Below are 15,766 nucleotides of genomic sequence, written 5' to 3' on the forward strand. Positions count from 1 at the left end.
GGATTCACCTCACATATGTATGACTGATATTGACCAGTGTTGTTGATTTCAACTAATTATTATGGCAGTTACCTCATCATGTCAACAAAAATCATTGACGAAATCATGGAATACCCTCTAATATACACATAAAACAACAACAATTCACACAAAAACCGCAAACCGAAATTAAGGGAGGCTGCAATATGAAGCCCGTACTCCGCTTTAAAGAAGATCAGACGTTTACGATCGTACAGTTTACCGACATTCACTGGAGGAATGGCGATGCGCAAGACTTAGCGAGCCGGCAGTGCATGGAGGCGGTGCTGGACCTGGAACAACCCGATCTCGTTGTGTTTACTGGAGATATTATCTATACGGGGGAGACAGGGGATAGCTCCGCAAGCTGCCTGGACCCGGTTCAGGCTTTCAAGGATGCCGTATTCGCGGCGGAATCTCGGGGGATTCGCTGGGCATTCGTATTCGGCAATCATGATACGGAAGGCGATATTACGCGGGAGGAATTAATGAAGGCTGCCATGGATCTTCCCGGCTGCTGTTCGGAGCCTGGGCCGCCGGAAATTAGCGGTGTCGGCAACTACACGCTTCCTATTTACGGAAAAGGGGAAGATACGGCTGAGGCCGTGCTGTATTTCTTCGATTCGGGCGAAATGTCACAGCATCCGGCCGTTGAAGGCTATGATTGGATTCGGCGCGATCAGATCCGCTGGTATGAAATGGCGTCTGCCGCATACAGCGTAAAGCGTGGCGGCGACTCCATGCCGGCATTGGCCTTCTTCCACATCCCGATTCCGGAATACAGGGATGTATGGGAACGCCGGACGTGTTATGGCAACAAGTTTGAGGCAGTGTGCTGCCCGCAGCTGAACACCGGTTTGTTCGCGGCCATGCTGGAGCGGGGCGATGTGATGGGCACGTTCGCCGGACATGATCACATTAACGATTACTGGGGTGAACTCAACGGCATCCGGCTTTGCTACGGCAGAGCTACCGGTTATGGCACCTACGGCCGGGAAGGCATGCTCCGCGGTGCGAGGGTTATTCGCCTGCATGAAGGACAGCGGGAGTTCGATACTTGGATTACACTGAGCGACGGATCGCGAGTCCTGGAGCAGGAGAAGCATGAACCCGGAGCACCCCTCTGATATACGACAATCGTAAAAAACACACCTCTTATGAAATGTGCGGAGACAATCCGGGCGGTTTCATGGGAGGTGTGTTTGGTTTGCGTTATGATCCTTATCCGTTCGTAAGCAGCCGCAGCAGCAGCTCCGCCTTCGGGGGCGTATAGCTTGGATCCTCTTGGGACTTCAGCGTCATTAATCCCGACAACACGGATAAATAACAGGCCACCAGCTCTCTCAGATCGCCAGCCGCAATCTCCCCGGCGTTCTGCCCAGCTTCGAACAGCGGCATCAACTGGTCAACAAAAGCATGGATGGAATAGTTCTCGATAATCCGCTTGGCCTCTTCGGGCACGCCATCCGAGGTGCGTGCTTGCTGAATCAGCATAAAGTGCGAATTATCATCCTCTTGGAGAATCATTGAGGTTAGCAGAGCGATTTTCTCAAGAGGGGTACCGGGTACGTTATAGATTTCGGAGAACGCTTGCCGAGCTTCCTCCATCGACCATTGAACGAGCGTGATGAACAACTCGTCTTTGGATTTGAAGTAGTGATAGAGAAGGCCGTGGCTGACTCCGGCTTCGCTGGCAATCATGCTCATTTTGGTTCCGAAGATTCCTCTTTTAGAAAATACTTTGATGGCAGCTCGCATGATTTGTTCTTTTCGTTCGTCGCGTATTTGATGCAATTGTTCTTCGTTTAAAGGGGTCATTGCGTCCATCCCTCATCCTGGTATTCTCGTGCTGATAACAACAATAACGCATTTGATTTATTCGGGCAATCCCATGGATAAGGGCAGAAACTCGTTATTAAAAACCGGGATGATCCGCGCGAGTAGTTCCTCCAGCGGCAAATTCACCTCCTGTAATACCTGATGGAGCCAAGCTTTGCCTTTTCCCGATGGATCCGCATTCACAAGCGAGTTGATATACTCTGCGTTAAACAAAGCCTGCGGCGAAGCGAAAAGACCCGTTACCATCATATACTGTTCGAATACGGCCATATCGTTATGAGCATAAGCCAGCTCCTGGCATAGATCGAACAGCCTCTGGGCAAAAGAGAACCCTTGGGCGGACAGGTGGCCTTCGTATGTCACCCCCGGCCATCTGAGATCTGCGGCAGTACTGAGCCACCATGCAGGCTCAATGGCAGATTGAATCTTTAGAAGGGCGAAGCGTTCGAATCCCTCCTCAAGCAGGACTTCATTTTGCCTCGATTGCAAGTACTGGTCCAGCGCATCTGCCTGGATGGCCGCCACCGTCATGCCCTGGCCAAATATCGGATCGAAGCTGCAGAAAGCATCGCCGAGCACCAGCAGACCGGAGGGCCAATCCTCCATCTGCTCGAAATGCTGTCGCAAGCATTCCTCGATCCGGTAGCCCCGCGGGCTTGAGATTGGTTCAAGCTGCTGAAGCAAATCTCCGATGGTGGAACCGAACAGATTTTGCGCCTCCTGGTCGTACAACTGATGGTCGGTTGTCGGATAGGAAGCTCCTCCCGCGCGGTACAGAACAACCTCTGCGATGTGGTTCTCGATCGGATTGAACACAGCCGTGCCGATACCAAGGGAGGGATCTCCATCATTCAGGATGGTGCTCCATACAGCCTGGATTTCTTCTGGAACCCTATAGTGCCGCGTGCTATATCCTAGGGATACGTGCAGTTTCTCTGCTTCCGGTACCGCGTAACCAAGGTTCTGCAACCAATCAGCGAGCTTGGAACCGCGTCCGCTTGCATCAACGACCAGATTCGCATTTATTTGAACAAGCGTTGATTCCCTGACGTTTTTGTCCCGGAAAACAACGCCGGTAACGGCATTCCTGTCCGCGTCATGCAGTAATTCCTGCGCTGCAAGCTTCGGTAAGAGAGTCACATTAGGCATTTGGATCACTCTGTTGCGGAGGGTCCACTCAAACAGGGATCTACTGCATCCTGCATTGGGCTCATCGGGCATTTCCAGCGTGCCGTAGCGATTGGTCATCTTAACGGATTTCATTTCTCGAGGATGCGCCCCTTGCTGAAGCAATTCCTCGGTTATGCCAGGGAACCAGCTTTCAACGATCATTTTGCCGCGCGCAAGGAAACGGTGCGGATGATAGGCCTGCGGCGTACCCGACCGATTTTCCGGTCCTGCCGGAAACTCATCCCGATCCGTGATGATCACCTCTTCATAATGCTTGGATAACACGGTTGCAGTCAATAGTCCGGCTATGCCTCCGCCTAGAATGAGCGCTTTGCCTTTTGTTTTCATACGAAACCTCCAAATATAGATTGATTTAATCAGTCAATAATAAACGAAAAATATCTTCTGAAATTCAAATTTAGATTACAGGTGCAGGACAAATAGCGGTGATCGTCCATAACGAAATGAGTGTTGAGTGTCTCCCTTCTCTTATAGATATTTATGATTGATTAAGTCAGTCAATGATAAACATAAAGGTATTTATTGGATATGTCAATCCTGATTTGCGTATAAGAAGCGTGAATTGCCTATAACTCCCCTTGTGTTCGTCTTGAAATTTTGGGACAATACAGAGTGGACGATCAGGTGTCCGTTTCTCGCCGTAAGGTTTGATATATCAGGAATTTGCAAAATTCGATTCCGGCCGCTTACAGGTATAATTAGACGAACTAAACCATTCGATCTATATATTGCTGATTAAAAGTCGCCCTTTGGATTTTTGCAATATCCCTCATAATAAATGTTGTTTATAGAAAGAGGATATCCATCATGAATAAACCATCCATTTATGGATTGACATTAGATCAGCTGGTCGATTGGCTCGGCCAGCGGGGCCATAAGAAGTCCCGGGCGACCCGGGTGTGGGAATGGCTGTACCGCTCACGGGTTACGGCATTTTCGGAGATGACCGACGTGCATCCTTCATGCCTTGAGCTGCTGGAGGAGCACTTTGCGATTGTGACGCTGGAGGAGCATACGAAGCAGGAGTCGATGGACGGGACGGTCAAGTTTCTGTTCAGGCTGGCTGACGGCAACCTGATCGAGACGGTGCTCATGCGCCATAAATTCGGGTTGTCCGTCTGCGTAACAACCCAAGTTGGCTGTAACATTGGCTGCAGCTTCTGTGCCAGCGGCCTTCTGAAGAAGAGCCGGGATCTGACGGCTGCAGAAATCGTTGAGCAGGTGATGCAGGTTCAGCTTCATCTGGACCGCAGAGGCCAGGATGAGCGGGTGAGCCACCTGGTCGTGATGGGGATCGGCGAGCCGTTCGATAACTATGACAACATGGCGAACTTTATCCGGGTGATCAAGGACCATAAGGGACTTGCTATCGGACCACGCCATATCACGGTGTCCACAAGCGGGCTGGCCAACAAAATTATTGAGTTCGCGGACAGTGATCTGAATACGAATCTGGCGATCTCCCTGCATGCGCCGAACAATGAGCTGCGCACGAGAATCATGAAGATTAACAAGGCCATTCCGATCGAGAAGCTGATGGAGGCCATCGATTATTATTTAGAGAAAACGAAGCGCCGCGTCACCCTCGAGTACATTCTGCTGAAGGACGTCAATGATCAGCGAGAGCACGCTATGGAGCTTGCGGAACTGGTCGGCGATCGTCGCAGCCTGGCGAACGTCAATCTCATCCCTTACAATCCGGTGGATGAGCATAGTCAATATCAGCGGAGCTCCAAGGAGACGATCACTGCATTCTACGATACATTGAAGAAGCAGGGCATCAACGTCAGCGTACGGCTAGAGCACGGCACCGATATCGATGCCGCCTGCGGCCAATTGCGGAGCAAGCAGATCAAGAAGGCGCAGTAACTGAAGAGCTGCTCGCCTTAGGGTAGTGGGAAAAGCATATCCTCACGAAGCGGTATGCTTTTTTCTGCTAGAGAGCCCTCGATTGCTATTGACCCTGACACATCAAGCGGAAAGGAATGAACCAATATGCTGGAAACCCATCCGGTTGTGAAAAAGCTGCAGTATAAAGACTTGGGCCAGCCCGTGCTGATCTTGAACGCGCCGGAGGCCTATCAGGAGGTTGTCCGCTCGCTGCAAGGGGAGGTCCATACGGAGCCGGTGCAAGCTCCCTATGATTTCGTTCAGGCGTTCGGAACAAGCAACGGGCAGCTGCGAGAGCTGGCCAAGGTTGCAGCGAGCGCCGTGGCGGATAACGGCTTGCTCTGGCTCTGCTATCCGAAGAAGACCTCCAAAACCTACAAGAACTCGGACTGCAGCCGGGACAGCATCGCCGGCATTTTGGCGGATGAAGGCTATGAGCCGGTGCGGCAGATCGCCATCGACGAGGATTGGTCGGCCCTCCGCTACCGGAAGGTGGAGCAGATCAAGACGATGACAAGATCCTTCGCGGCCACCGCGAAGGGCAAAGAACGGACAGGCCAAGGAGAATCCATGTAACACGTGACAACAGGCGCGGCTATCCTTGATATCAATACGAGAGGGACCCTGATCAGGGTCCCTTCTTTGTTGGAATGCAGCCACTAAACGCTTCACTTTCCGTGATGCGGACGGCGGTGCTTGGACTGAACCTTCTTGCGGCGAACATCCCGATTGATCGCTTTGCTGCCGCTCCCTCCACCGACGGCGTGCTGCTGCCGGGTGCCCCGGCTTTCAATCGCCGAGTTGGTGCCGCCTGTACTGAAGCCTCCGGCGCCGCTCGCAATCTGGGTGGCCGAGGCGTTCCGACTTGATCTCGGCAATCTGACCACCTGCTTATTAATGACGAAGACCACTTCTTTCTGATGTTTCTTGGACTTGGGATGCTTACCATCCGGTCTGACACCATGATGCAGCGGGTTCTTAAGGCCGAGGTTTTTGGCGATGCCGCCTGCGCCGACGCTTTGCTGCTGGTACGTAAACGGAGAGCGGATTGCGGCATTGTTCCCGGCAGCGCTGCTCTTGCCTGCCCCGCTTGCGATTTGCGTCGTGTTCGGCGCATTGGTGAATTGATCATTCACGACGACGGTAAACCGTTCGATCCCGCCAAGCGGGGAGGTTAAGGAATACCGGTGGCTGCCTTTCTCCACGGTGATCGTCAGCTGGTCCTTGATCGGCAATTTGCGTCAACTCCTTTTTTTATCAGAACGACTTCTTCTTGATCGTAGAATATTTGAAGGATCAGGTGTAAGAGATAAAAGCATAGAGAAACGAAAAATTGATCCATTTGTCCTCCGGGATAAGAACCTATCTTTAAGGTGTGGCAGGGCGTTTTCGTGGTTTATAATGTAGAAATGTGACAGAAAGGGTGAGATTTAATGCTGACGATTAAGGAATACAGCGTAGAGTTGATTCAAGATCCGTTCGGGATCCTGGCAGGGCAGCGATATGAGTTCGTATGCGATCTGGACGTGCCGGAGGAGGACGAGCTTTATTCCGAACAGGGAGTTTACCTGCGGGTGATCTTTCTCAAAGACGGGGCTGATTCCCGAATTGTAAAATACGATTTCTACGAGCGAACGACCGATCGGTATCTTGATTTTGATATGGAGCCGGAAGAAGAGGAGGAGCTCGCCGCGTTCTGTAAAGAGCACGCGCAGGTGGAGGCTTGATTCGAAAACAGTATTCTGTTCCAGCGATTATGAAATGAAGAGGGATGGCGTCCTGAAGAGGATGCCATTTTTTTATTCTGATTATGTTATTTAATATGACGCAAATTAATCTATTTTCTGAAATTGTCTTATGATAATTATAATTAATGTTAATTTTATTGACTTACAACAAACAAAATTCGTATAATTAGACCAGATTTTCATATTGTGTGTACGAAAACATGACATTAATTCATTTTCTATCGATCAGTAGAGAGTAAGACTGCTTTTTACAAAGGAGAGAGGATGCATGGAGAGAGCCGAGGTCACAAGACGAATCGTGGAGGCCAAACGCAAATTGGGGTTAAAGTGGATCGATATCGCAAGCGTAATCGACCGTTCGGAGGCCTGGACGGCAACGGCGCTGCTGGGACAGGGGACGCTGACGAATGAAGAGAGTGCCAAGGTCGGGGATTTGCTTGGGCTGGATCCGGAGGCGGTTGCGGCTTTAACCGTTATTCCATACCGTGGAACGACGGTGCCTATGCCTCCGACGGACCCGCTGATTTATCGCTTCTATGAAATCTTGCTGGTGTACGGACCGGCGATCAAGGACTTGATCCACGAGAAATTCGGCGACGGCATCATGTCTGCGATCGACTATGAGATGGATATACAGCGTGTGGAGGATCCGAAGGGAGACCGGGTGGTCGTCACGTTAAACGGAAAGTTCCTGACTTATAAAAAGTGGTAATGGGGGGCGGCAGTTCAGTTCCATACACCCAGGAGGAGGGGGATACCATGTCCTATGTAAAGCCGGATCAAGTAGTAGAAGCCATGATTCAAGCGGGGACGAGTAAATCGCAGCTGACCGTTGAGCAAATGCTGCTGCGGGGATTTTTGGGCGGAGCCTTGCTTGGATTTGCCACGACGCTGGCCTTTACGGCAACGGCCCAGACGGGGATCGGCATGGCGGGTGCCTTGTTGTTTCCCGCCGGGTTCGTCATCATCGTGCTGCTTGGACTGGAGCTGGTTACGGGCAACTTCGCCCTCATTCCGCTCGCGGTTATGGAAAGGAAAACGACGGCCTTGCGGATGCTTGCCAGCTGGACGTGGGTATTTATCGGGCACCTCATCGGCTCGGTATTCTATGGGCTGCTCTATTACGCGGCGGTGACGCAGTTCGGGCATGTACAAGAGGGCGGCGTTATTGACCTTATACGGGGCGCTGCTGAAGCGAAGACGATTGGTTATGCTTCGCTTGGCTGGGCAGGGATGGGAACGGTGTTTGTGAAGGCGATGCTGTGCAACTGGGTGGTGTGCCTGGGGGCTGTCATGGCTAACGCCTCCCGGAGCACAGGCGGCAAGATTGCCGCCATGTGGCTGCCTATTGTGATTTTCTTCGGTCAAGGGTTTGAGCACGCAGTAGTCAATCTGTTCGTCATTCCGACCGGCATGCTGATGGGAGCGGGCGTTAGTCTGGGGGATTGGTGGCTATGGAATCAAATTCCCGTGACGCTTGGCAACATTGCCGGCGGTTTCCTGTTTACGGGACTGGCGCTGTATCTGACGCAAAAGAAACCCGCGGCCCCGCCGGTTGCCGAGCTGAATTCCTCGCATAAGGCGAGCTGACCGCGGGGGCGGCTGTTGATGAACGCAGGAAATCCGTTGGTCCCAACCGGACTGAAGCGGGCTTGGAGAGAATTGGCTATCCTCTAACTACATAGCAGGGAAAGAATGATTAAATCCAAATCATCCCTTGTATTGCCTGCTCCAATCTGTTATTCTAAATGCAACTTAGGATGAACGGAGGGTTACGTGTGTTGGATTATTCCCGATTGAGATCTTTTCGCGGCTAATGGAATACGCGATGAAGAGGCCTGCTGCTCAAGCAGGGTAATCGGGATGGGTCTGCCAATTTTACGTAACCCATAGTCATGAGTGACGAATAAATTAAGACTATCCGAAGCAGGTGGGGGATGATTTGCTGTGTCCTTTACTGTCTTCCGGGATGGGGTTATTTTCGTGCACTCGGACATAGGGGATCGTGGCGGAAGCAAGCGCCCCATTGTCGATTACGCTGAGCACAGGTGATGATTGCCTGTGCTTTTTTGTTGTTTGACTCAAGAAGCTTGCGAGGGTGATAACGATATCAAGGAGGCGTTTTTATATGACAACAGCTCATTCTCAGGATTATACCGAAATTATCCGGGACATGGTGGCGATCGCAGGGGAGCACGGGGTGGAACTGAGCCCTGACGGCATCGAAATGAATGAATCCGGCATGGATTTTCTGGTCGGCATTGCCGAGGATGCCGAAGGTGTGTCTTGGGTACTGCGTAAGCCGCGGCGTGGCGATGTGCTCGAACGGGCGGACAATGAGGCTCGGGTGCTTAAGCTGATTCAGCCCCGTCTGCCGGTTGCCGTACCGGATTGGCGGATCTACACGCCAGAGCTTATCGCTTATCCGCTGCTTAGCGGTCAGCCTGCCGCATCTGTCGGTGCAGAAGGGTATGCGTGGAACATGGATCCTGTGCAGCCGGGCGAGCGATTCGTCGATTCGCTGGCACAGGCGCTGGCAGCTCTCCACGGCATCGATCACGAGGATGCTCGGGCAGCCGGCCTCCGGGTGAAGAGTCCGCAGGAAGCCCGGGAAGAGATGGCGCGGAATATGGAGGAGGTGCGAAGCCGCCTGGGAGTATCCGCGGCGCTTTGGGACCGCTGGCAGAAATGGATCGGTGATGACTCCTATTGGCCGGGCCATTCGTCGCTTGTCCATGGCGACCTCCATCCTCCGCATATTTTAATCGACAGCCAGGTTCAAGTTACCGGGCTTTTGGATTGGACAGAGGCTGAAGTGACGAACCCGGGCAAGGATTTCATTCTGTACTATGCCGTTCACGGCGAGGATAACCTAAAGCTGCTGCTGGAGCGATACGAGCAAGCCGGCGGGAAGGTGTGGCCGCGGATGTACGACCATATCGTAGAGCAATACGCGGCGTATCCGGTGGCCGTCGGACAATTTGCTTTGCTGACGGAACAGGAAGAAGTGCTTGCGATGGCACGTAACATGCTGGGACTGACCTAATACGCAAGAAGTGATTGAGGGAATCCTCTCCCATCCATGCTGCCGCGAGGGCAGATCATGGAGCAAGGAGCCGGCCGATGAAATTCGGTTGGCTCTTTTTTTTGGGCTTTGCCGGAGAGGATGTGGAGTGCTCATAATCCTGTGAATTTATGACAACCTTATAGAGAGAGGTTCTCTGCTTATATATGTAACGGATGCCCGAGAGGGATTGTGATCCTAAGAATCCATTGAAATCGCTGCCGGATGCGTGCAGGATATTTATAGGCTGATCAAGAAATATTTGGAAAGGCTGTCTGTCATATAATGATCGTGAGGCGGCTTTGGCTTGCGGAGAGCAATCCGCAGCCCTGTATGGCATGCGTAACGGAATTTACATACTTGTCGATATCTTGGTCTGGGAAATATGTTATTCTAAACATACTCACCGGGATTTTAACCTGCTTGAAATGATTGATTAGGGAGGGGATTGATCTTGAATATTGAAGTGCGTTTATGCCCGAAAGAACAGTCATTTATTCTGCACAACCTCTATCCGCTGTACTTGCATGACATCGCTGAAATATGGGGGATCCATCCTAACCGATATGGAGTGTTTGAGAAGGGGGATGTGCCGACCTTGAGCGAGCAGAGCAAACTGCTGGACGTGTGGTGGGAGCAGCCGTCGGTTCTCTTTCCTTATCTGATCACAGTGGATGACATTGCCGCCGGTTTCGCGCTGGTTTCTACACCGCTGCAGGTTCCGTCGCCCAATATTCAATATTACTTAAGCGATTTTTTCGTGCTTCGGACTTATCGAAGACAAGGTGTAGCGCGGCGAGCAGCTGAGCTTGTGTTCGATCAGTTCCAAGGCGCGTGGGAGCTTCAGACCAACCCGACGGAACGGAATATGAGCACGCAGATTTTTTGGCGCAAGACGCTGAATACGTATACAGGTGGAAAATACTCCGAACTGGATGGCGTCCATCCGGAAAAAGGAGAAATGCTGGTCTTTCGGTTCACCAACAAATAGACTGGATCTGCATAAAACGGCGGGTTGATGGGCGAATTTCAGCCTTGACAGCTTAACGCAAACGGATTAAACTGAATAAAATTTTCGAACAAATGCGCTGAAGAGGACGCCGGCATCGTATGGATGCTTCGAATCAGAGAGCTGCTGGTGGGTGCGAAGCAGCGGAAGCGGCGATGAACAGGCCATCACCTCCGAGCAGATTAGCCGACTGTCCATGACGTGAAGCTGATCCGGGAGTTCCCTGCCGTTATCCATGGGGCATCATTGATGGATGATGGCGAAGAGTGCGTGCCGGAAAGAGCCGGCGCGAATCAGGGTGGTAACGCGGAGCAAGGCTCCGTCCCTATGGGGACGGGGTCTTTTTGTCGTTTATCGGCCCGGAATGAGAGGAGAGGGTGGCGAATGATGCTGGAGAGGCTGGTGCCCATGGATGAGATGAAGCGCTTGGATGGGAGGCGTTCAAGGCATTAACGCCGTCTATACGCCGAAGGAAGAGTGGAAGAAGGGGTATGCCAGCGTCCTTGTAGCTGAGCTTGGTCTGCTTCTGAACCGGGAGGGTCTTACACCGATGCTGTATGCGGATCAAGCCAATTCTGATTCGAATCGAGTATACCGCAATATCGGCTTTACAAGCTGCGGAACAATTGCGGAAATCGCGTTCTCCGGCGGTGAATAAACGGGGAGGATGTTATATTGAGCGTAACAGCTCTCCCTGTTTGGCTTGATCAGTCATTAAATTTTCGTGCATGAAGGGTGTACAGGCAGAGCGGGGGCCGTCCGGGCTGCGGATCATTGGCGCGGCACCGGATAAACATGGAGAAGACGATACGCCTCCAATAATGTTATTCTATAAAAGTGTTCAGAAAATGTCGGGCGCGATTGGACAACACATGATCTTTGAGCCAGACGATTCCGACATCGGATTGGAAATCGGCGCTGAGTATGGTCATTGTCCGGATGTTGGGGATGGCGAAGGAGGACATGACCGATTCCGGCAAAATCGTGGCGCCGATCCCTTCGGCGACCAATGCCACGATGATCGCGACGCTGGAGCATTCGCATATGACGCGCGGCGGATGGCCGCTGCGGTTGAATTCCTGGATGACCCGCTCATGCATGCCTTTGGTCTGGTCGGTCTTTAGCGACAGGAACGGATGCTCTGCCAGCTCACGCATTGAGATTTGCCCTCGCGTCGGCCCGCATTCCCAGCTGCCGGGGAGAACGGCAACGAACGGATCGGAGGGCAAGGGCAGCACGGCATAACGTTCCGGATCAAAGCGCGATTCGAACGGGAGGCGGGTCACCGCAAGCTCGATATGGCGCTGATCCAGCTGGTCGGCCAGCAGGGAATGGTCGCCTTCCCGGATTTTGAAGGTGACCTCGGGATATGTTTGCCGGAAGGAATGGATGCGCTGGGGCAGCAGCGAGATGCAGGAAACGACCGCGCCGATGGACAGCATGCCGCGGATGCCGGCATGAAGTTCCTTCACCTCCGTCAGCGTCTCGTTGAACTGATTAAGCAGCGAGTCGGCTCGCTGCTGCAGGAGCTCGCCGGCATGGGTCAGCCGAAGCTGCTTGCCGCTGCGCTCGAACAGCGTGACGCCAAGCTCCTCCTCCATCAGCTTCAGCTGCCGGCTGAGGGGAGGCTGCTCCATATTCAGCTGTTTAGCTGCGCGGGTGATCTGGCCTTCCTGGGCAATTGTCAGGAAATAGCGGAGCTGGCGAATATCCATGGATTCAAGTGGCCCCTCTCTATACTTAAAAGGTATGGTATCCCTATAAATCAGATACTTTTAATATAGGGTATCGATTGATATGATTCAACTAATAACGCTTGCAGATAAGGAGATGTATGCATAATGACTTACACGATACCCGTTGAATTGACGTCGTCCCCAAAACCGAAGCCGGCCCATCACAACCAGGCTTTCGGCACGGTCTTTACCGACCATATGTTTATGTTGGATTATGATGCGAAGAAAGGGTGGCATGATCCGCGGATCGTTCCGTATCAGCCGATTCAGCTCGATCCTGCGGCCAAGGTGTTCCATTACGGGCAGACGGTGTTCGAAGGCTTGAAGGCATATCTGACCGAGGATCGCCGGATTCTGATGTTCCGTCCTCACAAAAATATCGAGCGACTCAACTTGTCCAACCGCCGACTCAGCATTCCGGATCTTGACGAAGAGCTGGTGCTTGAGGCTCTGAAGCAGATCGTTCTCGTTGATCGGGACTGGATTCCTTCCGAGCCCGGTACTTCGCTCTATATCCGGCCGTTCGTTATCGCAACCGAGCCGGTGCTGGGCGTGGCCCCATCCCTTCAATACAAATTCATGATCATTCTGTCGGTGGTCGGCTCATACTATGCGGAAGGCATCAATCCGGTCGGCATTTATGTGGAGCCGAAATACGTTCGTGCCGTTGTAGGAGGCGTAGGCAATGCCAAGACCGCAGGCAACTATGCAGCAGGCTTGAAAGCGCAGGACGAAGCTACGGCGAAGGGCTATTCCCAAGTGCTCTGGCTGGACGGCGTGCATCGGAAGTACATCGAGGAAGTCGGCAGCATGAACGTATTCTTTAAGCTGGGCGATACGGTCGTTACGCCGGCGCTGAACGGCAGTATCCTGGACGGAGTGACCCGCAGCTCGGTTATTCAGCTGCTCCAGCATTGGGGGATTCCGGTAGAGGAACGGGCTATTTCCATCGATGAAATCATTGACGCACACCGCAGCGGAACGCTGGTTGAGGCGTTTGGCACAGGAACGGCCGCGGTGATCTCGCCGATCGGGTCTTTGGAATGGCAGGATGAGAAGCTGGTGATCGGGCAAGGCGTTACCGGGGAGCTGTCGAGTCGGGTTTATGACGCAATTACCGGCATCCAGCGCGGCATCCTTGAAGATCCGTTCGGTTGGGTGATTGAGCTGCCGCTGGCGGATGCGGCGAAGCATTCCTAATAGAGACGACAGTTTTTTATTCAGCAGTTTAAGGACTGCAGCTTTATGGCCTTCGCATGATATAGGCCTGGCTGCAGTCCTTTTTTAGTTGTCTTCCGAAAGGGGAGATAAGGATTGTGGGCGGCCCTTTTGTAGAACAAATGAGATCGGGCCTGATCGTTTTCGTTATCTGATCGATGAAACGGACCCTTGAGCCGGATGCTCCAGCAGCGTACGCAGCCACCGGTCGTAGACGTACCATGCCAGCCTGTTGTCGAGCAGGGATTTGAGGGTGTACAGCCCTTCTTCTACGGAAGCGGCACGCTCGCAGAGATGAAGCCTTACGGCAGCGTTAAGGAGGACCTGGTTCGTAAACGCGATGTGCCCCTTTCCCTGCAAGACTTCCTCGGTCACCCGCACCTGCTCCTCTGCGGTCCACTCGATTTCCGGAAGCTGAGCCTCAAGGCCGAACAGCTCGGGGTCGATCAGATGAAGCTCGGAATGCCCTTGGTGCACCAGCTGTACACGGGTCGCCCGATGGATATGCAGATCCTCCGAGCCTTCGGCGCCTTGCACGATCAGTGCTTTGCGGTAACGAAGGTTTTGGAGCAGCTGTGACATCCGGTCGAAGACGGTGTTGTGATAGACGCCGTACACGAGGTAGGGCGAGTGGGAGAAGTCGATCAGCTTCTCGGCGGTGTTCAGGATCGTGCGCATGCCGATCTCCTCGCGGATCGGGCGGATGGAGCGCAGGGGAGGGCACCACTGCTCGGCATCCGCGAACAGCACGCCTGTGAGCTCGGCGGCCAGAATGGACTGCTCGGGCGTAATGCTGGCGGGATCAATCCCTTTGCACAGCAATAGGTCATTTACCGTAACTCCCCATTTCGGGGGCAGTGAGGCGCTGCCATGCAGCGTAACCGGCAGTCCGGCGGCTGCGAGCAGAAAGGCGGTCGGAAACGAGGCGAAGAAGGATGTCTTTCTGCCGTCATAAGGTCCCGCGCAATCGAGACCGGCATGGACAGCTTGACGGAGAGATCGGTCCCGCAAAGCCTTGATGAAGGCTTCCAATTCCTCCACGCTTTCCATCTTCATTCGTTCTGCCATAAAGAAGGCGCCGATTTGCGCCGGGGTAGCCTTGTCTTCCATAATCCATTCGGCAGCAGAGACGGCCTCGTTATAATTCAAATCCCGAGAACCCCGTTTTCCCCGACCGACTTCCTTCAGCAACTTGATCATCGTCATTCTTCTTCAACCTCCATTCTTGTAATCATGCTTTCAGCTGCTGGTGCGCCTTGACGATGGAGGTGGCGACATCCACGATCCGTTTTCGTTCGTTCATGGCTTTGCGCCGGAGCATATCATAGGCCTCTGCCTCGGAGATCCGGTTGATGTCGCTCAGGATTCCCTTGGCCATATCGATCCATTTCCGTTCCTCCAGCTTGGAACGCAGCTGCTGCCGCTCGGTGTGCCACTGCTGCCGGTCGAGAAATTGCTTGGCCCCGACATGGAGGGCCCAATGAAGCTCGGATGGGCTCATGGAAGGAGTCAGAATCCCGTCAATCGGAGCGTCATCTTGGCAATAATCAGCGGAGGATGTGCCTGAGTAAGAACTGCACCACCAAAGCATGGGGACGGGCCTCAGCTTTTCCAGATTCCTTTGCCATCCTGCGATCTTGGCGATCGGCAGATGGACGACAGCCGCATCGACCTCGTGGATGCAGCGCGGGAGATCCGCAGCTGAACAGGCCGTATATACATGATAGCCGCCCTCGCTCAGGTTCTCCTCGGCAACGGCGCTGGCCTCGGCTGAAGCTTGATTCGGTTTGGAAGCATGGGCGACGTGTTCGTGAATAAGGAGTAAGCGGCGCATCTAAGGAATCCCTCCTATACGAAAGCTTATAAACGTATGTCTATCATTTATGTTATAAAATATTACACATACAGTGAGTTTGTGCTTGAAACAAACCGGATTTCGTAATTGAAAATGGGGTGTTTTTATGATGATAACGCATTTTCAATTTTTCATAAAGAGGAAATCTTCCCGTAATGTTCGGAAAATTTACATTGTTTGGTCGATGGAACCCTGATT

Annotated in this window: 16 protein-coding genes; 10 read left to right on the top strand and 6 right to left on the bottom strand. The window is 52.8% G+C overall.

Features of this window, described 5'->3' with window-relative positions:
- The first annotated feature begins 185 nt into the window (after positions 1 to 185).
- Complete coding sequence (locus NST44_RS06490) at positions 186 to 1,145, top strand: metallophosphoesterase family protein (RefSeq protein ID WP_007128981.1); 960 nt, start codon at positions 186 to 188, stop codon at positions 1,143 to 1,145.
- Positions 1,146 to 1,239: 94 nt separating this feature from the next.
- Here NST44_RS06490 and NST44_RS06495 read toward each other — a convergent pair whose 3' ends face one another.
- Together NST44_RS06495 and NST44_RS06500 are read right to left on the bottom strand one after the other, a co-directional pair.
- Complete coding sequence (locus NST44_RS06495; protein ID WP_007128980.1) at positions 1,240 to 1,836, bottom strand: TetR/AcrR family transcriptional regulator; 597 nt, start codon at positions 1,834 to 1,836, stop codon at positions 1,240 to 1,242.
- A 57-nt stretch (positions 1,837 to 1,893) separates the two neighbouring features.
- Complete coding sequence (locus NST44_RS06500) at positions 1,894 to 3,375, bottom strand: NAD(P)/FAD-dependent oxidoreductase (protein WP_340898421.1); 1,482 nt, start codon at positions 3,373 to 3,375, stop codon at positions 1,894 to 1,896.
- Between the two features lie 480 nt (positions 3,376 to 3,855).
- Here NST44_RS06500 and rlmN point away from each other — a divergent pair, with 480 nt between their 5' ends.
- Positions 3,856 to 4,917 carry a 23S rRNA (adenine(2503)-C(2))-methyltransferase RlmN gene (gene rlmN, locus NST44_RS06505; RefSeq protein WP_340898423.1) on the top strand — a complete coding sequence of 354 codons (1,062 nt, stop codon included), beginning with the start codon at positions 3,856 to 3,858 and terminating at the stop codon, positions 4,915 to 4,917.
- A 126-nt stretch (positions 4,918 to 5,043) separates the two neighbouring features.
- The gene (locus NST44_RS06510) at positions 5,044 to 5,514 is read left to right on the top strand and encodes a DUF3052 domain-containing protein (RefSeq protein ID WP_340898425.1); all 471 of its coding nucleotides are present in this window, start codon (positions 5,044 to 5,046) and stop codon (positions 5,512 to 5,514) included.
- A gap of 92 nt (positions 5,515 to 5,606) precedes the next feature.
- Here the strand turns inward: NST44_RS06510 and NST44_RS06515 are convergent, their stop codons facing one another.
- Positions 5,607 to 6,173 carry a hypothetical protein gene (locus NST44_RS06515; protein ID WP_340898427.1) on the bottom strand — a complete coding sequence of 189 codons (567 nt, stop codon included), beginning with the start codon at positions 6,171 to 6,173 and terminating at the stop codon, positions 5,607 to 5,609.
- 198 nt (positions 6,174 to 6,371) lie between these two features.
- Between NST44_RS06515 and NST44_RS06520 the strand changes: the two genes are divergently transcribed.
- The 6 genes from NST44_RS06520 (at position 6,372) to NST44_RS06545 (ending at position 11,417) form a co-directional block, all read left to right on the top strand.
- A complete protein-coding gene (locus tag NST44_RS06520) occupies positions 6,372 to 6,665 on the top strand; it encodes a DUF6509 family protein (RefSeq protein WP_028404018.1) in 294 nt (97 codons plus the stop codon).
- Positions 6,666 to 6,954: 289 nt separating this feature from the next.
- Positions 6,955 to 7,398 carry a cyanase gene (cynS, locus tag NST44_RS06525; RefSeq protein WP_007128974.1) on the top strand — a complete coding sequence of 148 codons (444 nt, stop codon included), beginning with the start codon at positions 6,955 to 6,957 and terminating at the stop codon, positions 7,396 to 7,398.
- A gap of 47 nt (positions 7,399 to 7,445) precedes the next feature.
- Positions 7,446 to 8,276 (top strand): formate/nitrite transporter family protein, encoded by an 831-nt coding sequence (locus NST44_RS06530; protein ID WP_340898430.1) that lies wholly within the window; start codon positions 7,446 to 7,448, stop codon positions 8,274 to 8,276.
- A 538-nt stretch (positions 8,277 to 8,814) separates the two neighbouring features.
- Positions 8,815 to 9,732: a macrolide 2'-phosphotransferase gene (locus NST44_RS06535; RefSeq protein ID WP_213616142.1), complete on the top strand. Its 918-nt coding sequence runs from the start codon at positions 8,815 to 8,817 to the stop codon at positions 9,730 to 9,732.
- Positions 9,733 to 10,204: 472 nt separating this feature from the next.
- Positions 10,205 to 10,741 carry a GNAT family N-acetyltransferase gene (locus NST44_RS06540; protein ID WP_213616144.1) on the top strand — a complete coding sequence of 179 codons (537 nt, stop codon included), beginning with the start codon at positions 10,205 to 10,207 and terminating at the stop codon, positions 10,739 to 10,741.
- Between the two features lie 448 nt (positions 10,742 to 11,189).
- Positions 11,190 to 11,417, top strand: coding sequence for a GNAT family N-acetyltransferase (locus NST44_RS06545; RefSeq protein ID WP_007128970.1), 228 nt, complete (start codon positions 11,190 to 11,192; stop codon positions 11,415 to 11,417).
- A 166-nt stretch (positions 11,418 to 11,583) separates the two neighbouring features.
- Here the strand turns inward: NST44_RS06545 and NST44_RS06550 are convergent, their stop codons facing one another.
- Positions 11,584 to 12,474 carry a LysR family transcriptional regulator gene (locus tag NST44_RS06550; protein ID WP_007128969.1) on the bottom strand — a complete coding sequence of 297 codons (891 nt, stop codon included), beginning with the start codon at positions 12,472 to 12,474 and terminating at the stop codon, positions 11,584 to 11,586.
- 126 nt (positions 12,475 to 12,600) lie between these two features.
- On the opposite strand from NST44_RS06550, the gene NST44_RS06555 reads away from it, so the two are divergent.
- Positions 12,601 to 13,695 (top strand): branched-chain amino acid aminotransferase, encoded by a 1,095-nt coding sequence (locus NST44_RS06555; protein ID WP_213616146.1) that lies wholly within the window; start codon positions 12,601 to 12,603, stop codon positions 13,693 to 13,695.
- A gap of 165 nt (positions 13,696 to 13,860) precedes the next feature.
- Here the strand turns inward: NST44_RS06555 and NST44_RS06560 are convergent, their stop codons facing one another.
- On the bottom strand, positions 13,861 to 14,919 hold the full coding sequence (locus NST44_RS06560) for an anthranilate phosphoribosyltransferase (protein WP_213616148.1): 1,059 nt from the start codon (positions 14,917 to 14,919) through the stop codon (positions 13,861 to 13,863).
- 25 nt (positions 14,920 to 14,944) lie between these two features.
- Positions 14,945 to 15,547, bottom strand: coding sequence for an ANTAR domain-containing response regulator (locus NST44_RS06565; protein ID WP_007128966.1), 603 nt, complete (start codon positions 15,545 to 15,547; stop codon positions 14,945 to 14,947).
- Between the last annotated feature and the right edge of the window lie 219 nt (positions 15,548 to 15,766).

Origin of the sequence: Paenibacillus sp. FSL W8-0919 (genome assembly GCF_038003785.1) — a bacterium.
In the GTDB taxonomy this organism is placed as follows: Bacteria; Bacillota; Bacilli; order Paenibacillales; family Paenibacillaceae; genus Paenibacillus_AQ; species Paenibacillus_AQ lactis.